This window comes from Sphingobacterium puteale (genome assembly GCF_003627955.1).
GTDB lineage: Bacteria > Bacteroidota > Bacteroidia > Sphingobacteriales > Sphingobacteriaceae > Sphingobacterium > Sphingobacterium puteale.
Map to the genome: position 1 here is coordinate 93,470 of NZ_RBWS01000009.1, position 23,432 is coordinate 116,901.

The 23,432-nt window shown below is 40.9% G+C and carries 13 protein-coding genes; 4 read left to right on the forward strand and 9 right to left on the reverse strand.

Going from position 1 to position 23,432, the window contains the following annotated elements:
• Nucleotides 1-73 precede the first annotated feature (73 nt).
• The 4 genes from D7322_RS12990 to D7322_RS13010 all read right to left on the reverse strand — a co-directional run bounded on the left by D7322_RS12990 (nt 74) and on the right by D7322_RS13010 (nt 8,034).
• Nucleotides 74-1,099: a threonine aldolase family protein gene (locus tag D7322_RS12990; protein WP_121124624.1), complete on the reverse strand. Its 1,026-nt coding sequence runs from the start codon at nt 1,097-1,099 to the stop codon at nt 74-76.
• Between the two features lie 253 nt (nt 1,100-1,352).
• Nucleotides 1,353-3,404 carry a glycoside hydrolase family 16 protein gene (locus tag D7322_RS13000; RefSeq protein WP_121124626.1) on the reverse strand — a complete coding sequence of 684 codons (2,052 nt, stop codon included), beginning with the start codon at nt 3,402-3,404 and terminating at the stop codon, nt 1,353-1,355.
• Nucleotides 3,405-4,955, reverse strand: a complete 1,551-nt coding sequence (locus tag D7322_RS13005; RefSeq protein WP_121124627.1) for a RagB/SusD family nutrient uptake outer membrane protein — start codon at nt 4,953-4,955, stop codon at nt 3,405-3,407.
• Between the two features lie 25 nt (nt 4,956-4,980).
• The gene (locus D7322_RS13010; RefSeq protein ID WP_121124628.1) at nt 4,981-8,034 is read right to left on the reverse strand and encodes a SusC/RagA family TonB-linked outer membrane protein; all 3,054 of its coding nucleotides are present in this window, start codon (nt 8,032-8,034) and stop codon (nt 4,981-4,983) included.
• A gap of 178 nt (nt 8,035-8,212) precedes the next feature.
• On the opposite strand from D7322_RS13010, the gene D7322_RS13015 reads away from it, so the two are divergent.
• On the forward strand, nt 8,213-11,107 hold the full coding sequence (locus tag D7322_RS13015; protein ID WP_121124629.1) for a triple tyrosine motif-containing protein: 2,895 nt from the start codon (nt 8,213-8,215) through the stop codon (nt 11,105-11,107).
• A 22-nt stretch (nt 11,108-11,129) separates the two neighbouring features.
• Here D7322_RS13015 and D7322_RS29250 read toward each other — a convergent pair whose 3' ends face one another.
• Together D7322_RS29250 and D7322_RS13025 are read right to left on the reverse strand one after the other, a co-directional pair.
• Nucleotides 11,130-11,504, reverse strand: a complete 375-nt coding sequence (locus D7322_RS29250; RefSeq protein WP_121124630.1) for a ribosomal maturation YjgA family protein — start codon at nt 11,502-11,504, stop codon at nt 11,130-11,132.
• Nucleotides 11,505-11,527: 23 nt separating this feature from the next.
• Nucleotides 11,528-12,196 (reverse strand): Imm19 family immunity protein, encoded by a 669-nt coding sequence (locus D7322_RS13025; RefSeq protein WP_121124631.1) that lies wholly within the window; start codon nt 12,194-12,196, stop codon nt 11,528-11,530.
• Between the two features lie 190 nt (nt 12,197-12,386).
• Between D7322_RS13025 and D7322_RS13030 the strand changes: the two genes are divergently transcribed.
• Nucleotides 12,387-13,487: a peptidase associated/transthyretin-like domain-containing protein gene (locus tag D7322_RS13030; protein WP_121124632.1), complete on the forward strand. Its 1,101-nt coding sequence runs from the start codon at nt 12,387-12,389 to the stop codon at nt 13,485-13,487.
• 32 nt (nt 13,488-13,519) lie between these two features.
• On the opposite strand, the gene D7322_RS13035 is transcribed toward D7322_RS13030, so the two are convergent.
• Nucleotides 13,520-14,044, reverse strand: coding sequence for a hypothetical protein (locus D7322_RS13035; protein ID WP_121124633.1), 525 nt, complete (start codon nt 14,042-14,044; stop codon nt 13,520-13,522).
• Between the two features lie 73 nt (nt 14,045-14,117).
• On the reverse strand, nt 14,118-14,636 hold the full coding sequence (locus tag D7322_RS13040; RefSeq protein ID WP_121124634.1) for a hypothetical protein: 519 nt from the start codon (nt 14,634-14,636) through the stop codon (nt 14,118-14,120).
• Between the two features lie 126 nt (nt 14,637-14,762).
• On the opposite strand from D7322_RS13040, the gene D7322_RS13045 reads away from it, so the two are divergent.
• Nucleotides 14,763-15,584, forward strand: a complete 822-nt coding sequence (locus D7322_RS13045; protein WP_121124635.1) for a hypothetical protein — start codon at nt 14,763-14,765, stop codon at nt 15,582-15,584.
• Between the two features lie 3 nt (nt 15,585-15,587).
• Here D7322_RS13045 and D7322_RS13050 read toward each other — a convergent pair whose 3' ends face one another.
• Nucleotides 15,588-16,922 (reverse strand): GH1 family beta-glucosidase, encoded by a 1,335-nt coding sequence (locus D7322_RS13050; RefSeq protein WP_121124636.1) that lies wholly within the window; start codon nt 16,920-16,922, stop codon nt 15,588-15,590.
• A 438-nt stretch (nt 16,923-17,360) separates the two neighbouring features.
• Here D7322_RS13050 and D7322_RS13055 point away from each other — a divergent pair, with 438 nt between their 5' ends.
• A complete protein-coding gene (locus D7322_RS13055) occupies nt 17,361-23,210 on the forward strand; it encodes an alpha-2-macroglobulin family protein (RefSeq protein ID WP_183078693.1) in 5,850 nt (1,949 codons plus the stop codon).
• Nucleotides 23,211-23,432: the final 222 nt, after the last annotated feature.

Consider the following 23,432-nt stretch of genomic DNA (forward strand, 5'->3'; position numbering starts at 1 on the left):
AGAGAAATAAGTCTTGCGCGTTTTTTTATGTATATTAAATTCGTATCTCAATACGAATTTTAGTACTATGTTCTTATACCTCCTGTAAATCCTTGATAAAGGCCGTGACTTTTTCCTCATCGGTTGCCCAGGAAGTGATGAGTCGGATGGCGGCATAATCCGCATCGATATTTTTCCAAATATAGAATTGATAATCCGCGCTCAAGCGTTCAATAATTTTTTTGGGAAGAATTGGGAACAGCTGATTTGTGGTGGACTGCGTTAGGAAAGTATAGCCTTTTTCTCGGACCGCCGTGGCAATACGCATTGCCAGTGTATTTGCTTTCCGTGCCAGATCGAAATACAGATCATCTTTAAAGAGTTCTAAAAACTGAATGGAAAGAATACGTCCTTTGGCTAACATGGCACCTTTTTGCTTGATCGCATAATCAAAATCGGTCGCCAATTCGGGTTTATTAAAGATAATGGCTTCACCTAAAAGCGCACCGTTTTTAGTGCCGCCAATATAAAAGACATCGGTATACTGGCTGATTGTTGCAAGCGTTAAGTCGTTATTTTCCGCTGTAAGTGCATGTCCCAACCGTGCCCCGTCCATATAAAGTAACAGCTGATGGGATTGACAAAATTTATACAGAGTTTTGATTTCGTCCTTGCTGTAAATTGTACCAATCTCTGTTGAATTAGAAATATAGACGATGCGTGGCTTGACCACATGGGGAGCAAGTGCATAAACAGCTAAAACTTCAGCGACATCCTCGGGCCTTAATTTCCCATCTATTGTTTCAGTCGTAATCACTTTGTGCCCCGTGGCCTCGATGGCACCAGTTTCATTTGCCGCAATATGTCCTGTTTTTGCACTTATTACGGCCTCATGGACACGAAGGAGAAATGAGATAACCAACAAGTTCGTTTGGGTGCCTCCTGATACGAAATGGATTGTTGCGGCTTGATTACTCAATTTTTCTTTTAAAACTGCTTTTGCCTCTTGTGCGTACTCGTCCTCTCCATATCCAAGTTGTTGTACCAGATTGGTTGCAATGAGTTTGTCCAAAATGCGGGGATGGGCTCCTTCCGAATAGTCGTTTTTAAAATTGTACATAGTAAGTGTTTTAGCTCAGGAATCCTTTTAATATTTAGTAACAGCTATGGTTCTTTTTTCTGACCTAGTTTCAAAAATGGATGCAGAAAAGCTGATCGCCGTTTGTGCATTCAAAAGTATAAATACTTCTTACTTTTTTCTGCTTTTGAACAAAAAAATATCATGTAAGAAATCATTGCTAAAGCCAAAACCGCCTGCCGAGGTGATCCGACAAGCGGTTTGGGTTTTAAAGGGGGAGCGGCCAAATGAAATTTTATTCCAATAAATTATAAACACGAACATAATCAACTTCAAATGTTGCCGGAAATATTGTGTCGTCTATACCTTCTTTACCACCCCAGTTTCCACCGATAGCCAAATTGATTAACCAATGGAAATTCTGGTCAAAGGGCCACTCTTTAAAACTCTTGTTTTCATTGTCAACGTGGAAAATCTCCTGTTCATCAACAAAGCCCTTGATGTAGGCTGGAGTCCAGTCGACACGATATTCATGAAACCTGTCGGAAACGCCGGATACCTTTTTTTTATTTGTTTTCTGTGTGTTAATGCCATGATTGTACGCTTGGGTGTGTGTAGAAATATGAACCACATCCTGATCGTGCCCAACATGTTCAAGTATATCTATTTCCCCCGAATTGGGCCAGTCACCATATTTCCGATTGGTAGGAAGCAGCCAGATAGCGGGCCAGGTGCCACGGCCTCGCGGTAGTTTTGCCCGGACCTCAAATCTGCCGTAAGTGAAATCCCCCTTATTCTTACTGGTCAGCCTTGCGGAGGTATAGGATTTACCGCCTTTATTTTCCTTTTTCGCCGTAATCTTCAGGACGCCATCCTGCACCAGGGAATTTGATCGTGAAGCTTCCATATAATATTGCAATTCATTATTTCCCCAGCCGTCATAGAGGGAACCGATATCGTAAGACCATTTGCTTTTATCCGGTAAACCCGAGTAATTAAATTCATCGGACCATACCGGTACCGGTGAGAAATGATAGGCTCTGCCGCTGGTCTTATTTAAAGTTGATCTCACATAAAAGGGGATATTTGCCGTCGCAACATTGTTATTTCCATCATTTGCATATACAAATAACCGATAAGCACCTTCTTTGGAAGGAGCAGTTAATGTACCTTTGTCATCCGTACTATTTTTGATAAATCCGGTTAGCGCCTGTGGCCGTTCTTCACGGTCACCACCTTCTTTAAGGTCAGTGCTCTCCTGTAGAAGTTCCCAGCGTATCCTTAATTTATCCCCGTCGGGATCCCGTACAAAGACTTCCATGGGATAGGTTTTACCAGACTCAAGATAGATGAAATCTTTTGCCTGCCTGTTGTCCAACAAAAAGGAGTCCAGCTGTGGAGCCCGATTTTCTGGCCATTTCCCCGACCAGAGGTAATGCATTACATCGACAACCTCATTTTCTTCGCCAGCTTCGGTAAACAGTCCATACCAAGTTGGTGTACGTTCCTGCTTCTGTCCCCACAGAAAGACATAAGATCCCAGACAGTTTTTGTCCTGACCGATGGAGGCTTCGTATCGGCTTTTGTAAACTGCTGCTTTCTCGTGGCTGGTCTCTTCAATCGATGCTCCCCAAGGTGTTTGGAGGCATTCCCAATGGCCGGTAGGCCCCCATTCTGTCACGATATAGGGCTTGTTCCAGCCTGTTTTTCTCAATTGTTCAGGAACGGAGGCAAGTCCGCCGTATACTTGCACGGCAATAAGGTCCAATGCCGGACATTTGCTTTTGACATAATCAATTTCCTTTTGATTTATACCGGCGAGCATTGTGGTGACCAGGTGATTGGGATCTAATTCATGGATCATATTGGCAATGGCATTGACAGCATCCCAGACCTTGGGATTACTGTAATGCAGGTTGAGTTCATTGCCGATCCCCCAAGCCAATAGGGCCGGATGATCTTTGTATTTCAGGATCACTGTACGCAGGTATTCTTTTTGTTTTGCAACAGCCACCGGGTCATTGTAATCGAAACCATGCCGTTCTGTTTTCACGTCGAGACCCAGGGTTACCGTAAGTCCCAGCTGTTGTGCTTTATTCAGGATTTCATCTGCTTGGTAAGGGCTCCATGTGCGTATGGAGTTGCCTCCATACGCTTTTAATTGTTCCATATTGCTTGTTCCACCCGCTCCTTTGATGAAGTAGGGCTGGCCGTTGCGCATGATTGTAAAGCCACCGCCTACCTTAGTAATTGTTGTTTTAACGGGTTTTCCCTGCTGTCCCCATCCGAAGGGAAGGAAGAGAAGGTTGAGCAATAGAAAAGCGAGTAGTCTTCCTGCGGTCATCATTTATCGAAAGTTAGGATTTGCATCTATTTGAGTTTGTGGTATAGGGAGGAACTCACTTACACCGGGGGTGAATTTTGCACCGAATACTTCTTTTGCCCGTCCTGTACGGACCAGGTCGTTGAAACGCTCGCCCCACCATTCACAGGCAAATTCGGCGCGGCGTTCGTCCAAAATCTGGTTTAAAGTGACATTTGTAATTGCAGTTAGTTTGGCACGTTCGCGGATCAGACGAAAAGGCTCATCACCATTCAGTCCCTTTCTGACTTTGGCCTCTGCATTCAATAAAAGTACATCCGCATAACGTAATATACGCACATTATTGTTCGCTCCATATTCCATTCGGCCTGCCGTCATCTGTGATTTTGGAAGATAGGCCTTGCCGTTGAAATATTTGACACCGAAAGGATTCCCATAGACAACATCGCCGCTTGGTGTTGTTGCCGTAGTTGCCGGGTTGCCGTTGATACCGCAGTATAAGATTGTGGTTTTTAGCCGTTCGGTTTCGCCTCTATTGGTCAAGAAATCAACGATATTCTGTGAAGGTGGGACCCAGCCAGCACCAGAAATAGGACTTCCTTTTTGATCACCTGAAGGACCTTGCCACTTGAAAAACGTTCCCCAATCAACACCGGGACGAACAATATCTCCGGTTCCTAATCCAAAATCGGAGTATTGCAGTTCAAAGATAGATTCGTTGGACAGTTTTCCCGGGATTTTAAAAAGTTCATAGAAGTTGGGGTATAAGGAAAATTTGCCACTTGCGATAATTTTGTTTGTAGCATCGAGGACCTCGTTCCAATAGGTACTACCGTTGTCATTTCCAGCCAAATCCGCAGCGGCTTTCGCTTTTAAAAGAAGTGCGGAATATCGTGTTACTGCTCCAACGTGCTTGGACTGATTTGGACGGGCATCTTCAAGATCCTCCGAACAGGCATTCATTTCATCCAGGATAAATTGGCGGACTTCGGTGGCTGTGCTTTTATTGATTGTAGCCAGGCGACCAATATTATCACTGTCAATTAAAATAGGTACATTTCCAAACAGGCGTGATGCCATGAGGTGTGCATAGGCCCTTAGAAACCTGACTTCGGCTTTGTATTGTTTATTGAGTTTTATATCGGCTGTATTTGATGCAGGGATTTTCGCCGCAAAATTATCCAGTTCGATCAATGCATTGTTTGCAGCAATAACGAGGCTGTAATAACTGATCCAAGATTGATTTAAACCCCAATACGATTGAATCGTGACATCATTTTGAAAATTTTTGATCCCCATTAATTCGGGGTTGTCATTTGGATTTGGTGCGGCCTGTTGGTAGTCGTCATCGCGCATGCAACGAATGGAGAGGTCAATCCAGTGTACCAGATTATCGTCTGAGGCCGAACGATATACACCGGAAACAGGCCCATACATCAAAGCCGTGTTGCTGTAATCGATCTCCTCAGAACGCTGCTGGTTTTCTAAGGGTTTGTCCAAAAATTTACTACAGCTCGATTGGCTAAAAGAAAGGCCTAAGCAGCTTGCAATCAGGATATATTTAAAAGTTTTCATGCAGTTTAAATTAAGGGGTTAATAGTTAGAACGATACTTTGACACCTAGACTATATGTAGAGGCGATCGGATACACATTGGCATCGAATCCCATTCCGGATATTTCAGGCGTAAATCCATTGTATTTGGTGAACATAAAAGGTCGGTCAGCTGTTGCGAAAACACGAACTGGTATTTTGTTCAGATCAAAGTTGTAGCCCAATTGTATGTTCTGTATCCGTAGGTAAGCTCCACTTTCAACAAAAAATGAACTGGCTTGAAGATTCCAGGGGGCAACGGAACCTTTTGCGGAAGGATGTGTATTACTGCTTCCCTCTCCAGTCCATAAGTTTTCAATGAATGCGGCATCTGCGTTCATCTGATTGTACTTCCGACGCATCGCACGATTAAGATTATGGATCTTGTTGCCGGCTACACCTTGAAAAGCAACACTTAAATCAAATTTTTTGTAATCAAATGCAATATTAAATCCATAGGCAATAGTTGGAAGGTAGTTGCCCAGGTTGACGCGATCTTTCTCATCGAGTTCGCCATTGTTGTTTTGATCTTTATACTGAAGATATCCCGGTAAAATTGGTGTGTTTGGATTTTGTTGGTTGTATTTTTTCGCAATGGGATCGGCATCAATCTGAGCCTGGTTTTGGTAGACCCCTGCGACTTCATAACCATAATAGAAATTGATGGGCTGATTAAGTTCGATACGTGCTGGGAATTCGGCAGACCATTCCGGATAACCGTTCATGATATTTTCCAGTCCGCCAAGGTTTTTGACCCGATTTTTTAGGGTGGTCAGGTTTCCGCCTAGTGCATATCCGAAGTCACCGACTTTGTCTTTCCATTGCAGAGCGATCTCCCAGCCACTGTTTGTTACACTTCCCCAGTTACCATAGACACGATCCCAGGAAAAGGGGATAGGTCGACTAAATGCAAGGTCATGTGTCGTGCGGTGGTAATAATCTACAGAGCCTGTCAAACGATTGTTCAATAAAGCGAAATCCAGACCGCCATCCCATTCTTCAACAACTTCCCAGCGGACTTGAGTGAAAAAACGGCCGACACGGTATCCGGGGACCCGGATACCATTTGTTGCTCCCTCGCTGCCAAATATACCAGAGTAGTTGTTGCCAGAATAGACTGTTGCATATCCTGCATTGGGCTGGATACCGTCGTTCCCCAATTTACCCCAACTTCCACGAAGCTTTAACTGATTGAAAAGCTTTTGGTTTTCCATAAACTTTTCGCGTGTCATCACCCAGCCCAGACCAACTGATGGAAAATAACCCCATTTCGTTTGGTATTTTGAACTTCCGTCCGCGCGGAATGTCGCAGTTAGTAAATACTTGTTGTCATAATCATAAGTGCCTCTGGTAAAGTATGATACCCCTGCATTCCGAGATCCTTTTTCGCCATAACCAGTAGCTGAACCAGTGCCTTGCGCATCTACGCCGACATACCAAAATTCCTCGGATGCAGGTACATCATTGGCTTGGACCCAGGTTTCGCGCCAGCGTTCCTCACGTGAAGACTGGCCTAATAGCAGGGACCAGTGATGCTTGCCAGCCTGATCTTTATACGTTAGGAGGTTATCCAAAATATAATTGGTATTACGTGCCTGTGCTGACCGTAAAAAGGAGCGATCATTGCGCTGGTCATTGTCAATATAATAGACCGGATTATAATTTATATTGTGTGTGGACTGATACCGTTGACTGAGCTGCGAACGAAAAGTGATCTTATCCTTCCACAATGTAGCTTCTAGATAGATGGTAGGCAGGATCTGGAAACCCTTTGTTTGGTTCGTATTGTAAAAGGCTGTTGCAATGGGATTGTTGTACCAAAAACCAGATTGCATGCCGATTGCAGTACTCGAGCCAAATTTCTCTGGTTTGGCAAGTTCCAGGGTAGGATCATAGACCGGATAGAGTGGAGAGGCGAAATAAGCTTGTCTAAAAGCAGCATTATTCGGCGAGTAGGTTTTGAAGTTATTGAAATGCGCACTAAAACCCGCCTTTAACCAGTCTGTTACTTTGGCATCCGCCTGCATGCGGATATTGTATTTTTGGTTCATATTGCTGGCATCCATAATTCCATCCTGTTTGACGTAATTAAGGCCCATGGAATAGGTGATTTTATCGGATCCACCCATGATGTCGAGATTATGGTTGGTGATCAGGGCTTTGGAGCGCAGGAGCTCATTGAACCAATCGGTGTCCATCGCTGGGTTGGTCTCGGTCCCGCCAAATTTTTGCACCGAACTTTTTACGAAGGCTTCATTACCAATGGCTTTCGCATAGGCTGCATATTGCTGTGCATTGGCCATTTTGAGGACATTTGTCGGTGTTTGGAAACCAGCGAAACCATTATATGTAATTTTTGATTTCATATTTAGGCTTCCTTTTTTTGTGGTTACCAAAATGACACCGTTTGCGGCACGTACCCCATAAATTGCGGCACCGGAAGCGTCCTTTAAAACAGAGATGTCAGCGATATCATTTGGATTCAGGAAGTCAATATTGTCCATGAACATTCCATCCACAACATACAGCGGACTTTCATTATTAAAAGAACCCACCCCACGGACACGAACCGAGGGTGATGAGCCCGGTGCTCCCGAACTTACGATTTGCAAGCCCGCAACTGTACCTTGTAGCGCATCCATTGGATTGGAAACGGTACGTTTGACCATTTCTTCCATATTTACTGTACCAATGGGGGCGGTTAGGTCGCCCTTGCGTTGGGTACCATAACCCACGATAACCACTTCATCGAGATTGAAATCTCCTTTTTGTTTGAGTTGAATAGTTAAAGTAGTTCCGTTTACGGGTACTTTTTTCGTTTCATATCCCAGTGATGAGATGATGACATAGTTGAAGTTGGAGGGAATGTCGAGTGTAAAGTCCCCGTTTTCATTGCTACTTGTGCCTATTTTGGAATTTCCCTGTACAACGATACTGGCGACAACAGGATTGCCCTGCTCGTTTGTAATCCGTCCACTGATTGTTCTGCTCTGTGCACTTACCATATTTGTTAGGCAGGAGAACAGCACAGTACCGGCAATAATACTGATATTATTTTTCATGTGTAATGAATTGAAATTTAGGAATTGTTTATAATTATCAAGAGTCAAAATTAGCCTTACAGATATGATTAATGAATTTTAAGGGTACTACAATACTACTTCATGTTGGGTTTTTCGGCTATAATTCAATATATTTGGGGTACGTCAAGTTTACGTCAGCCAATTGAAGGGAATTATTATGAAGTGTTTTGCCATCCTTTTTTTTATACTATTTTCTGCTTTTTCTAATGCGTTATTTGCTCAGGATTTGCTTGGCATGCCTTTGGTCTACAATTATAGTAAATCCGTGTACCAGGGTGGGAGCCGCACTTGGGATATCAAACAGGATAGTCATGGCATCATGTACTTTGGTAACAGCGAAGGGCTGCTGACCTTTGACGGACGATACTGGAAAACATTTTCCCTGCCCAATCACACCAATATTCGCTCGGTCTGGATTGATGCCGACGATCGAATTTATGTTGGGGGACAAGGTGACTTTGGGTATTTTGAACGCTCGTCGCAATCGGGTTTAGTCTATCGGTCATTGCAGGATTTAGTTCCCGAAAAATACAGGAACTTTGCAGACATCTGGAATACGGTGGGTGTAGGGCAATCGGTCTTTTTTAGGGCTACCAATGTGATATTTGAATTAAAAGGACAAAAGATTCAAGTACACCCGGCGGCTGTGGAATGGTATTATATGGGGCAATCAGCGGGGATGCTCTATGCTCAGGATAAGAAGAATGGCTTGCTGGAGTTTCGTGATAATAAATGGACTCCCTATTTAAAAGACTTGCCTTTTAAGGATGTGAAAATCGCATCATTGATGCCTTTTGGCAAAGATCGCATGCTGTTGTCAACCTTAAATAACGAAACATATGCGTTATTAAACATGAAATTGACACGATTGAATGCACAAGATGGCGATGGTAGTTACACACCGTCTTTAGCGAAAATCGATGACTCAACCTTTGTTGTCGGCAATGCAAAAGAAGGTTGCCACATACGCAACTTAGCTGGAAATACAATACAACGGATCGGTGTCCGGGAAGGTCTCCAAAATAAGAATGTCACCGCCGTCTTCGTAGATCGACAAAAGAACATATGGATCGGTACGGATAATGTGATTTCTGTAATAAGTTATGGAAGTGCGATTCGGTATCTTAGACCCAATATGGAAAATGACGTGACCGGATATTCCTCCCTAATCTTTAATCATACACTTTATCTCTCGTCCTCAAATGGTGTATATTATGCGGGGATAAAAAGTGGTCTGATAGATCAGAGCCGTTCACCAGCCGTATTTTCCCTTCTTCAGGGTAGTGACGGTGGAGAAGCCTGGCGTCTTGAACAGCTCAATGGTCAATTGCTACTTGGGCACAATAAAGGGTTGTTTCAGATCCGGGGGCACTCCATCCAACCATTAAGCCGGGGGATAGGAACATGGAAATTGCTTCCGCTAAATATGGTATATCCGATTGGAGAGAGCTTAGTCGGAACCTATCAGGGATTGGAGCTATTGCATTTTCATAATGGCATTTTCTCTTCAAGAGGCTCGCTCAATGGTCCCTCGGATTCTTTTCGGTTTCTGGAACAGGACGAACATGGAACAATATGGGCTTCTCATCCCTACAGAGGGATCTATAGCATAACGCTTTCACAGGACAAAAAGTCATATCAAGCTCAACTCTACACCCGAAAGCATGGACTCCCAGCGGATTATCAAAACTATGTGTTTAAAATAAAAAATCAGGTAGTCTTTGCGACCGAAAAAGGGCTTTACAATTATGACTATAGTAGGCAGCGATTTGTGCCAAGCAAGCAATTTGCTGCCTTTAAAGATCTGACCATACGCTATCTCAGAGATGACCAAGATGGGAATGTCTGGTTTTGCACAAAAAAAACGGTCGGTTTGGGGCAATTTGATTCAAAACAGGGAACTTATCATCTGATTAATTTTCCAGAAATAGAAGGCATGAATACATCCGGCTTTGAGCATATCTATAGTTTTGATCGAAATAATATCTATGTAGGAGCGGAGAAAGGAGCACTTCATATCAATTATGATAAATATTTGAAACAAAGTGTAAAACCTGTCGCTATACTGTCGCGAATTGTGGCAACAGGGAAGGGCGATAGCCTTATTTTTGGCGGTTTTTTTTCAAATGCTTCAAAACGGCAACAGGCGTCTGTTGGGGATGGTATCCTACAGTTACCTGCTGTTTTCAATTCTTTCCGATTTAGCTTTTCCTCCCCAAGTTACGGTATACATCAACATATCGAGTTTAGTTATAAACTTTCGGGGTATGACGAGAGTTGGTCTTCCTGGACCCAGCAGTCGGAAAAGTCATACACCAATTTGCAGAATGGCGAATATACATTCTTGGTAAAAGTAAGGAACAATCTTAACCAGGAATCCAGCGTGGAGGAATATAGCTTTATCGTCTTGCCGCCTTGGTATAAGTCGCTATGGGCAAAAATCGGTTATTTTCTGCTTGCTAGCCTTGCTGTATTGGGATTGATTCGTGTGCGAAAAATTGAACAGAATAAACAACAATTGAAACATGAAAAGCAACTGGCTCAACTGCGCTATATCCATCAACTGGAAATTGAAAAAAACGAAAAGGAGATCGTGAAGTTGAATAACGAGAAACTGGCCAATGAGGTCATGACCAAAACAAAAGAACTGGCAAGTACGAGTATGCAGCTACTTGAAAACTCGGGTGCATTGATTAAAGTAAGGGATGAACTGGCTAAGTTGGATACAGGTGAAGATGAAACCTCCAATTTGAAACGTATCAATAATCTATTAAAAGACATCGAAAAGAACAGCGCCAACTGGAATCAGTTTGCCAGTCATTTTGACGAGCTCAATGATGGTTTTTTGAATAAGTTGAAGCTGAGACATCCTGGGTTATCTCGTAATGATCTTAAGGTGTGTGCCTATTTGAAACTTCATTTTACTTCCAAACAGATTGCACAGCTGCAGAATATTACCGTTAGGGGAGTTGAAATCCACCGGTATAGATTGCGTAAGAAATTGCAGATTGAAACAGAGCTGTCATTAAACGACTACCTGAATGCGATTTAAGAAAATTAGACGGGTAAAATTTTCACTTTTTCGGACCTGAATGAACAGATCGCTCCAATAAAACAGCAAAAAAAGCACCGGCGATATAAGCGAGCAGATCAGACCAGAGAAAACCTTGGCCAAATAGTAATCGCAGAAGCGGATGGCTGCGGGCACTGATCAATAATGGATGTTGTACCAGTTGTAAAAACTCGATTAAGAAACAAAATACAAGGGTAGTTATATAACAAAAGTTGAACGATCGGTGGAAAAAAATAAACCTGCATACCCAATAGATCATAAAGGCATACAGACTATCGCCAATAAAAAGGGGGATAAACGCTACTTTTCGCGATAACAATCCTAAGGCTATTGTTATGCACATTAAAATCAGGTGGTGAGCTCTTTTGAATTTCATCGGTACAATTAAATAGTTTGAACCTATTCATGTCGTTTTTTTTGAACGAATTTTGCCAGTAATTTATTTATTGTCATAATATTCTCTGTATGGGTAGGATATTGGTTGATATTTCTGACACTATGGTTTTGTGTATTGATTTGGCCGACGCGTTCTTGTTTTATAAATCCATTCGCCATTATTAATCCATTTGTGATGCAATTAGCGATGTATGTCGCATGATCGCTCAATGCCGGTAAAGCTGGCAAATGTTGCATTATCAATGCGTGGGTCTCCTGTTTCTGCTCGGTTGTAATACCCAGCATAGGCAAAAATAACATGAAGAGAAGCGGAAAGCATGCAAAAGATTTTAATTCATCCAAGGTGAAAAACCATGCCTCAAAATGTCCTCCTAAATTACCTATGTAGGTATCGTTGAGAAAAAATACGATTTCATGGGTTCGGAATTGAATATGAAACGATAATTCTTCCGTCAGTTCGCCTTGTACAGATCGCAGGATTTCGTTATTGATACTTGCCGGAAAAAATTGCTGTTTCCAATTTGCAAAAGCCAGCTCATCAATTTGCAGTACTTCCAGGGCTTCATCCATATTTAATTCGTTGTCAATGTCATAACCTTGGAACCAACATAAATAATAATACCAAAAAAATAGGCTGTCCTCTAATTCCTTAACCGAAATACTTTTGTCCATATGATGTATCGGATTGATGGTTAAATATAGAAAGAAATTTATTGTACGGAATAAAAAAAAGCATTTCGAAAATGAAGTGAGATCGGGTTCGATAGATTTTGGTCGAAGTGATCTGTATAAGAATGTATTTTAACGATTTTTGGCATTTATTGTAATGACTATTTTATATTTTAGGGTAATCATTTGACTTATGGCAAAAATATTATTTGTGTTAGGCTTCTTTTTTAGTTGCAACATACTATTTGCTCAGATTCGCATCATTGATAGTCTGAGTGGTGAACCTGTGCCCTTAGTGAATATTTATACAGAAGATGGTACATTATTGTGTGTAGCGAATACGAAAGGGGAGTTCGAACTGGATTCGCTTAGGCAGAATGCAAGCTCAAAGATCATATTACAGCATATTTCTTATAATAATTATCAGGAATTGAGTTCGGAGCTGCGTAAGAAGAAGCTGATCAAATTGATTCCACGTAGTATTAAAATAAATGAGGTCGCTATCGGAGATAAGAGTCAGTATGATTATCTTATTTTGAAGGGATATTTTAGAAATACCACTTTTTTCAATAAGCGTACACGTTATTTCTACGACGGAATTATAGAATATTATATTCCGTTGAAAAACAAAAAAGGGAAGGTCTATCATCGGGTTTTGGATTACCGGATTTTTGAGGACTCCATCGCTACGCAGAATTTTATAGAAGTGATGGGAAATTTTTGGCAATGGAAGCCACATATGATGCGCATGAAGGCGCAGTCTGTTGCGAATGATCTTCCTTCAAAATTTGTTCTGGTTCCGGATAAAGGGCGGAAAATCATCCGGACGGGTAATCTGAATACAGGATATATCCAAAAAACAGCCCGTGGTGATGTACAAGTATATTTTGATATTATCCCACCCAATAGCCAAAAAGAAGTAAGCTTCTTTAAGATCAAAGGGCAGCAATATACTGGGGTAACCATGGAAAATTATTCGCCGACAAATCTCGATCAACCTGAACAGGGGAAGTTGGTCAGCAGGGTGGTAATGAATGTCGGTGCTATTAAGAGAGGTCGTAAATCGGAATTTGTCCCTTTTGATTTTTTGAGCGAGTTTTATACAAAGGAACGTCGATTCATGACGAAAGATGAATTCAAGAACGTAAAGAAAGAGGTTACTTCAGGTCTTTGGCTCGAATTAAAAAGCCGTTATACAAGCAAATTTTGGTTAGACAATACTAAATTCGGCATCCCACCGATGAATCCTTTTATTGAGAAAAAGTTTGGCAAAGAACTGCTGGAACTAAAGTAAGCTTGGATGCTGTGCTCTTGCTAAAAAGAGGATTACCTATTTCTAACAATAACAGTATCGTTGTTGTTATTATAACGCAAATGTGCTAGAAGATCCAACTTTTTCAAGCTTTCTGACAAATCTTTTTGGATTTTTCGGTATCTACCCTTGGTAATACTAAGTTCAAGCGCAGTAGAAAGCATTTTCACGCGATTGCCATCTTCATCCAATGGATAGATAAAAAAATAACGTGACCGACCCGTATATTTTGTTGAAAACGTCCGATGGGTAAAGGTGTCATAGGTCGGACCTACGACAAATTCATGATCTATATAGTGAAATGATTGGGACTGTTGAAAGTTTTGGCGGAGTTCCAGACGATCGGCATAGATGGTTAATTTGGTTCCAAATCTTTCGTAAAGGCAATAGCAAAAGAAGAGAAAGGAAAATAAAGCAAAGCCTATAAAAACCAAGGAAAAATCCCTTTCGACAAATATGAAATAGCAAAGCCCTACCCAGATGATGAGAGGAGATATCATATAAAATGTCCATTGATTATTGGGATAGTATACCTTCACGTATTATTTTTTATTCTATTTAAAATCTTGTTGTTATTTTGGATCAGGTCGAGAACGTTAATCTGTTTCAGTTTTAAAGCTTCCTTGTGTAAGACATGGTCTCGATAGGATTACCAAAGATCTTCTTGCTACCTTTTTGTTGGACGAAGGATCTTTGCTGCGCTATTTCGGCAGCAATCCCGTAAATGATTTGCATATCCTGTTGGGGGTGGATCGTTATGATTAACTGTCCTTGCCGGTCGAAAAGCTGAAGCTGATTAACCAATGAATGGTTTATTTTCATGCTATAAATGTCTTCTAGGAGGATGTCCTGATCCGGTTTCCTCTTTTGTTTGATCAGTATATGCTGAGAATCGATATGTACTTCTATTTTGGGGTTAATTATCTGCAGGATCACAACAAATGGACCAATAACAATGATGGCGACCAAGAAGCCCAGCCCTTTCGCTGAGCCAAAGTCATTGACAGCATCAGCCATACGATTTATGCCACCATAGATAAGGCTGAAAATAGTAAAAACAATAATCAAATAGCTAAATCCAAAGATTAAGCCCTTTTTAACGTTATGTGATTTAAATTGAAAAGTCTTCATAAGTCAAATTCTCACTGTTTATCTTCCCTTTTAATATTCATTAATTGGATAAATATAAATATCTTTATCCAATTAATGCTATATAAGCGAACAAGAAAGCAATCATTATTTTAAAAGCGCTGAAACTTGGGAAACAGTATCCAAATCGAACGGAAAAATTTAGGTAAAAAGGGGAATTATTTCATATTGGTATTGTATGGACTAATTTTCACTGTAGGTTTGCTTTCTGTTTTTTTGGAGTGGAAATCAGGTATCGTTTCTGTCGTCTGTGCGATTGCTAGCTATTTTCTGAATCGCAAAATAAATCTGATCGTATATCTGAAATGGTTTTCCATTGCTTTGGTTCTCTTGGGACTGCTCGTATCCTGGTTGTTACAGCTGTCTTTTTGGATGTTTATCCTTCAATTTCTGGCATTAAGTTGTATTCATGCTCTGGTAGCTCTAATAGCGACTATTCGGGATGATCATACGAACATTATTTTTTCACTGAATGCGGATAACTTCTCCTGTCTCTGTCCCGGAGGTGATTATAAAGGGTATGCTCTTAACCCAATGGGGTATAGGAAATACTTTAAGACAAAGGATATTGATAGCATTCAACAGGACGAGCGTGGATTGCTCATTGTTGTAAAAGGAGAGATTTTGCGACCACGGGAATTAACAACATCTGAAATAACACAAATTTTAGCCTACTTCAATGCCGGAGAGTTTAACGTGGTCGAGGCTATTCCTACTCGTGAAATTCGTCAGACTGAGACCGAATTGGCATGGGTGAAAATTCTGGTCATTGGTGTTCCAGTTCTGTTAGGTTCGCTGTCGGCTTACTTTTTTGGTGATAACGGACGAAATACGGTCGTCAGTATGATCAGTTTATTATTGCCCTTCCTGTTGATTCCGCTGCTGTTGAAACTGTTCAATAGATGGAAACGTCGGTCAGAAAAGAAGTAAGGATTATTTTAGAAAATTAGCATACCAGTGACCTGAGGATTTTATAATGCGTTGCTGGTTTTGAAAATCTACATATACCAACCCAAATCGTGGCCGATATCCTTCCGCCCATTCAAAATTGTCTAAAAAAGTCCAGACAAAGTAGCCTTTCACATTTACGCCTTCTTCTTTTGCCTGATAGACATGTTGTATGGCTTCCTGCAGGTAGTTCAATCTTTTGGGGTCATGTACCTGTCCATGCTCAATCTGGTCCTTAAAAGCAGCTCCATTTTCGGTGACAATGAGTGGGGGGATATTAGGGTAGCTACTGAATTTTTTCAGCATTTGATAAATGGAGCTGGGGTATACTTCCCAGTTCATTTCGGTCATTTCAACTTTACGTTCCTTGGCTGTTACGATCTTTGCCTGAAGATAGGGAACAAACATGGCGTAACGAATCATCTCACGGGTATAATTTTGAATACCGATAAAGTCCATGTCAAACTTTAAATCGTTCTCATCACCTTGTTTGATGTATTTTTCAATTCGATTGAGAATTTTGATTTCCTGTGTGGGGTAGCCCATCCCCAGTAGTGGCTCGATAAACAATCTATTGAGTAATACATCGGCTTTTTTTGCCGCAATCACATCTTTTTCTCTTGCTGTGAAGGCTTCAACATGGGAACAGGAAAAAGTCGTGCCCACCCGACTGTCCGGTTGTAAGGATTTTATGATCCTAGCGCCATGGGCTTGTGCTAATGCAGCATGATGAGCCGCCGCAAGAAAGTTGCCCAAACCTTTTCTTTCCGGAGCATGTACACCAAAGAAGTATCCTGCAGCCGTAAATACGGTTGGCTCATTAAGCACCATCCAATTTTTTACACGATCTCCATAACGGGCAACACATGTGGATACAAATTCACCAAACCAATCTTTGACATCACGGTTGACCCAGCCGCCTTTTTTTTCCAGCGCATAGGGGAGATCCCAGTGATATAGAGTAACCCAAGGTGTAATCCCCAGTTCCAGTGAGAGGTCGATCAGGCGATCATAGAAATCCATACCTGACTGATTGGGCTGCCCAATACCATTCGGTAGGATACGGCTCCAGGATAAGGAAAAACGATAGTTAGGAATATGCATACCTTGCATTAGTGCCAGATCCTGCATGTAACGATTGTAGAAATCACAGGCCTGATCGCCATGTTGATTCTGAAATATCCGGTTTCTCTTTTTTACAAAAATATCCCATATAGAAGGGCCTTTGCCATGTTGATCATGTGCCCCCTCGATTTGATAGGCTGCGGTAGACACACCCCACATAAAATCTTTGCCAAAGGCATCTTTGGTTAAATGCATTTATCGAAATATAGCTATCGGATGTGTCATCCGACCTGAATATGAATTAATTTTTGTGGAATCTTAGTGGTGAATAGAATGAACTGAACCGACCTAAAAAGATTCTAAATATAATCCGTTGGAAAAAATAGTTGATCGTTTTCATAATTGATACATTAAAGTGTTAACTGCATTAATTATTCTATTATAAAGGAACGAAACTGATATTAACTGGATATGAATTATTTATTAAATATATAAAAAAATATTTATTTATCATTTAGTGATACCTAGCAATCAAATTGTACAATATCAGTCTTAAAAATAAAAGAAATAGAATATGCTTCAGCATGTATGTCCTCAGGGAAGTATTTTTTTTAACAGTTATGGAATATGCTAATTTATCGCATCCTTTCGAAAAAAAACAGGATATTTAATAAATATTTAGCGTCATATTTTATGAAAAAATATATTTGGTTATTGTTGATATGTATCCCGGTCTTGGGATTTTCACAAGAGCTTGGTTCACACAAGCAGTTGACAAAGTGGGACGAAGTCGAACGGCTTATTTCCATAAAAAACTATGAGCAGACGTTACCCTTATTAGCCGATATCAAAGCCGAAGCTAGACGCGCCAAGGATCATGCTGAATGGATACGGGCATTTTTGGCGGAGAGCAAAGTATTGGAAGTAAATCAATCCGGGGATTCTACTTTTCTGCGTATTCAGAATCATTTTGATGACAATATCCGGACAGCTGAAAAGGTAGAAAAAGCGGTCCTTCAAAATTTTTATGCTAGCTATCTATTTTCCAATATCAACCAGTATGTAAGTAAAAGCCAAAACAAATTTGTGGCAAAAGATGCAAAAGGTAAAATACATATGATAGATTCTATTTTTCGTCTGTCAATTTCGGATACAAACGGATTGAGTACCCAACCCATAACACGTTGGAAAGGTCTGTTTGTCGAAACCCGGAACCTCAGTCTGAATCCTACACTGTACCATTTTCTAAGCTACCAATACCTAGATTTTTTGAATACATTAAAGGGTGTCAACAGAACTAATAGAGATAAACTTGAAGAGAGATTGTTAACGATCAGTACCGAAAATAATTATCTGGATGCACGTAGCTATATCATGTCCAAAGATTGGAAATGGAATCATATCGAAGAAAGAGTGGACGAGTACTTGAAAAATATAGCGAGCAATAAAAGTGACTATAACGCTTTTTTATTGTATCAGATAGCGACGGCTTTCAATGATATCGGAAAGAAGCCTACGGCAGTTACCTATCTTGAAAAAGCCTTACAAGAGTACCCAAAATCGCCTTGGATTTCGAATGCCGTTAATTTAATGAAGGAAATTAAGAAGGCTTCCATTACCTTAAATTACAAGAGAACGGCACCGACTGACGAATACGTACCGGTCCAAATCTATCACACAAATGTAGACAGCCTTTACATCAGGGTGTATAATACAAGCCTGATGCCGAGGCGTTCAAAGAACTATACGGTAAAATATGATTCCCTCAATTATCGGACGACCCTAGATGCGTTGCTGGTCTATGAGGAACAAGTTCCATTGAAAGCGTTTGTTGATTATACGACGCACAGTACAATTTATAAAATTAATCCCCTTAAAGCGGGTACTTATACCATTTTGGTCGGGAATAATAAGTTTTTTCACGATAATGGGCAGGATAAGGATGTCGCTGTATCCCAGCTTATCATTTCAGATGTATTTATACCCGGAAATATAGCTGTAAAATCTACCGATGAGTTTATATATTCGGGGTTGTTATTGAATAGAAAAACCGGAGCACCCTATACGAATCAAAGCGCAACATTGTACCAGCTTGTAGACAATGCTCTTCCTAAATTGATCGCGCAATTAAAGACCGATGCTGTTGGCGAATTCAGCTTTAAGGCGACTTACTCGCCCAAAAATGAGGGTTACCTACGTAATCATGCATTATTGCTATCTGGGGAAAAAACATTAATTCCTTTGGATAACGAAAATCAAGTCTATTATCAAAACAACCTACGCCAATCAGCCGAAAGCAATAATAAGCGGAATATGCGTGCACTCAGCTTGTTGGATAGAGCAATCTACCGACCGGGTCAAATCGTTTATTTTAAGACAATTCTTTACGATGATCATGTACAGCAGGGCAAGGTTTTAGAAAAGCAGAGTGTTAAAATTTATTTGCAGGATGCCAATCGCCAGAAAATCGACTCGGTAAACTTGACAACAAATCTGTTTGGGTCTGCCAACGCGAGTTTCCAGCTGCCGTCAAAGGCATTGAATGGAAACTATAACCTCTTGGTATTTTATGGCTCAAAACAGCTTGATCAACACTATTTCCGGGTCGAAGAATATAAGCGACCGACATTTGAAGTAGTTTTTGAGCCGAATAAAATGACTTATACAGCAAAAGATACTGCAATATTTGTTGGCAAAGCAGAGAGTTTGGCTGGCGTATCGCTAGTCGGTGCCACAGTCAAGTATAAAGTATCATTCTATCATGTGAAGGAAGAAAAGAATATTGTTTATAGCGATTCAACAACAACAGTTGATGAAAAAGGAAATTTTTACATTCGGGTACCCCTGATGGATAGCCAGTTTGCCGGACTGAAAGACTATGTATTGACATATCAGGCTGAGGTGGTGAATCAGACAGGGGAGATGCAATCGGCTTCCGGCGGTTATGTTTATTCGTCCCGTCCATGGCAGCTGCAGATTCAGGTTCCTGCTCTTATGGAAGAAAAGAAATGGCGCGATATTACGATCTTAAAACAAAATCAAAATGGTTTTCCGATGAAATTCGACGGAAAGGTCACGATTTATAAGTTGGAAGATACCAGCATTCCTTTGACAGCGGAATACCGGGAAAGTTTTGGAAGGGCAGAATATCATCTGCTTTCAAAAGAGCTTTATAGTAAGTATTTTCCACTTTATTTTGATCCGGTCTCGCTCCAAAAAGAAGAGAAAAAGATTAAGATAGCCAGTTATGATTTAGATGACGAAGATACGAGTAAGATCATACTTGACTCATTAAAATTCAACTGGGGAAGATACGAGATCGAAGCCATTAGTATACGGGATGGGGATACCGTACGGGCGGTCGGCTATACGAATTTATACCGGTCGAAAGATAAGAAATTAAAAGAGCAAGAGTTTTTCACTTACCGGTTGGAGAAAGACAGATATAAGATCGGTGATCGGGTCACCATCATGCTGCAGACTGATGTGAAAAATGCAAGGAAACTGTTGTTAATGCGCGAGAGAAATTCGCAAAAATTAGATACAAAAATCCTGAATTGGAAAAATGGTCGTATTGACTATCAATTTGTATTGGATGAAAAAGATGTCATCGGTCAATTACAGCTGAATGCACTTTTTGTTGTCAATAATCAACTGATGCTGTCACAAATTATAATTCCTGTTTTTCAACAGAATAAGGAGTTAACGATTCAAACCAGGACATTTCGCGATAAAATAAAGCCCGGTCAAAAAGAAAAATGGAGCTTTATGGTAAAACAGGAGGATAAAACAATAGCGACAGAAGTGTTGGCAACGATGTATGACGCCTCGTTGGATGCATTTGCCAGTAATGCTTTCGGTTCTTTTCAGTTGCGTTATCCTTATTATCAAAGGTCCAATTATTACTACATCAACAATGCTTTTAGACAACAGATCAGTTCAAGAAACATGTTTATCTCTTATTACTTCGGTCCTGATGCCGATAATCAACGGGATCAGATTTATGACTATGGTTTGTTATCAAACCGCGGGGGCTATAGGGGCAGCGTTCTGGAGCGGGACGACTCCTTATATGAAGTAGTAGATAACCAAGCGTACATGTCAACCGTGAGTATGTACGACGAGTTGCGGGATCCGGGACTGCGGGCCGAAGTTGGCGCGATACGCATCCGCGGTGCTGCAAGTGTAGCAAAACAGTCTCGACCTTTACCTGCCTCTGCGTTGTTGAATGAACCGCCAGTTATGGGGATTACAGCAAATGAGAAGCTTGCCGAATTTGGAATGGGTGCTATTGAAATGGACGCCGCCGCAGATAATCCGTTAAAGCAGATTAAGGCACGTACCAATCTTCAGGAAACGGCTTTCTTCTTTCCCAATTTATATACCGATGAAGCGGGTAATATCAGTTTTGAATTTGATAGTCCCGAAGCATTGACAAAATGGAAATTGTTACTTTTTGCGCATACTCAGGAGTTGGCATCAGCTGGAGGTACCTATTTTACACAAACACAAAAACAGCTGATGGTGCGCCCGAATATTCCACGCTATTTTAGAACCAATGACCAGATTACGATCAAGGCGCAAATTCAAAATTTGACGAAGGAGCGCATGCAGGTAAATACAACAATAGAACTTATTGATCCACGGAATAATCAGGTCGTTTCGGCCGCTTTTCGCGTTGACTCCGTGTTAAAAAACTTTAGTGTGGCAGCATCCAATAACACAATCGCGGAATGGACATTGAAAATCCCAGCTGAATATCCAACAATTCAGGTTCGTATCGTTGCAGCAGGCAAGGAGTTTTCTGATGGTGAAATTATTGAAATTCCGGTATTACCGAATAAAATTCTGGTTGCTGATTCGGAAAAAATTATTCTAAAAGCAGGAGAGTCCAAAACATATACATTAAAAGGAAATGCGAAGGACAACCTCATGGGGAGGGTACAGGTACAAAGCAATCCCATACTGGAAATACTTTCGGCACTGGACTACCTGAAAAACTATCCGTATGAATGTAATGAACAACTGAGCAGCAAATGGTTTGGTCTCAAAATGGCGCAATACATACAGCTACATTATCCAGCAGTGACGGACTATTTCAAGAAATTGGATGTCGGATCAAAAAAAGGACGATTAGAAGAGAATAGCAGTTTAGAGGAATTTAAAATGGAAGAAATGCCCTGGCTACGGGACATGCAGGGAGATAAGGAACGGTTGAAAGCAATAGCAGCGTTTTTTAACATTGATATACAATCTGAAATCAGTGCCATTGAACAGAAGATAAAAAATAATCAGTCAAAAGATGGTTCGTTTGCTTGGTTTGACGGAGGACAGGCCAATACTGAAATCAGCATCCGTATGCTGGAAATCTTTGGTAAGGTACTCTATTTGGACAGAACCTTGGTCAACAGTGATATGCGAGACCTTGCTTTAAAGCTTACGCAATACCTTGATCGCGATCCGGCCATATTTTCGCCCAAAGCCAGTGTCAATGTGGGAATAGACTATTTATTTGCACGCAGGTATTGGACTGAATTCAATCCTTTCCCACAAGATTCGCTTCGATTAGTACAGCATAAAATGCTTAATTCCTCCTTAAGCAGTGCCAGTCTAAGTGCTGGACTGGCAGCTAAAGCATGGATTGTTAACCAGCTCTTTGGACAAGGTAAACAAAGTATGGAAATCAAAAATAGACTTGATCAAGAGGCTATTGTCGATGCACAAAAAGGAATGTATTGGAAAAGTAATTTGAATCAATACAATAAAATTAGTTTACAATCTTATCTTGTGGAAGCTTACAAACTAAATGATCCGACCAAACTAAATGAAATTACTCAATGGATCTATTATAACAAACAGGCCAATCATTGGTATAGCACCTGGATGACAGCAGATGCCCTATATGCGTTGTTATTGGCAAACAATCCGAAGGATTTTGTTCCTGGGAACACCGTGCGTGTTTGGGTGAATAAGGAAGAGGCTGACCTCAGCAATAATGTTCTGGGAGAAGTCAGTAAGCAATTTGATCGAGCGGAACTGCAAACTGATAAGGCTATTCAAATACAAAACCACAATGATAGAGTTATTTTCGGGAGTATTGTCCATCAGTATTTTGCTGATCTCGACCAGGTGAAATCCAGTACCAATGCGCTCTCGGTTCAGAAAGTATATCTGGTAGAGCGGAAAGGGGAATGGGTAGAATCCAAGGAAGCTAAGTTGGGCGAACGGATCAAAGTTAGGATTACAGTGATCAATGATGACCCCATTCAATATGTTCATCTGAAAGATAGCCGCCCGGCCGGTGTAGAACCCATCTATAGCCCTTCTGGATACCAATGGCGAAAAGGGTATTATTTTAGTTTGAAAGATGCTTCGACAAATTACTTTATGGATCGCCTGTCAAAGGGAAAATCCACCTATGAGTATGAGGTTAAAGCGAACAATCCGGGCACATTTAATTCGGGAATCACTACGGTAGGATGTATGTATGATCCCGCTATTAATGCACATAGTGCAAATACCATATTGACCATTATTCCTTAATCGAAATTGCAATAAAAGATCTGCTTCCGAATTATTCGAAAGTAGATCTTTTTACGCTATTATTGCTCACTGATTTCAAAAGACATGTCCCGTACTTCAAATATTACTTTGCCTTGATACGTGGTATCGAAATCAATTTCTGGAACGTGACAGTTCAAAAGTTGCAAAGGTAGAGTGGGGTTATATGGTCATAAAAGGATCTTCCGGTACTTTGTACGGTGG

Coding starts and splice junctions, on each gene's coding strand:
- D7322_RS13055 (WP_183078693.1), top strand. CDS start 17,361: ATGAAAAAATATATTTGGTTATTGTTGATATGTATCCCGGTCTTGGGA.
- D7322_RS13010 (WP_121124628.1), bottom strand. CDS start 8,034: ATGAAAAATAATATCAGTATTATTGCCGGTACTGTGCTGTTCTCCTGC.
- D7322_RS13025 (WP_121124631.1), bottom strand. CDS start 12,196: ATGGACAAAAGTATTTCGGTTAAGGAATTAGAGGACAGCCTATTTTTT.
- D7322_RS13000 (WP_121124626.1), bottom strand. CDS start 3,404: ATGATGACCGCAGGAAGACTACTCGCTTTTCTATTGCTCAACCTTCTC.
- D7322_RS13005 (WP_121124627.1), bottom strand. CDS start 4,955: ATGAAAACTTTTAAATATATCCTGATTGCAAGCTGCTTAGGCCTTTCT.
- D7322_RS12990 (WP_121124624.1), bottom strand. CDS start 1,099: ATGTACAATTTTAAAAACGACTATTCGGAAGGAGCCCATCCCCGCATT.
- D7322_RS13030 (WP_121124632.1), top strand. CDS start 12,387: ATGGCAAAAATATTATTTGTGTTAGGCTTCTTTTTTAGTTGCAACATA.
- D7322_RS13040 (WP_121124634.1), bottom strand. CDS start 14,636: ATGAAGACTTTTCAATTTAAATCACATAACGTTAAAAAGGGCTTAATC.
- D7322_RS13050 (WP_121124636.1), bottom strand. CDS start 16,922: ATGCATTTAACCAAAGATGCCTTTGGCAAAGATTTTATGTGGGGTGTG.
- D7322_RS29250 (WP_121124630.1), bottom strand. CDS start 11,504: ATGAAATTCAAAAGAGCTCACCACCTGATTTTAATGTGCATAACAATA.
- D7322_RS13015 (WP_121124629.1), top strand. CDS start 8,213: ATGAAGTGTTTTGCCATCCTTTTTTTTATACTATTTTCTGCTTTTTCT.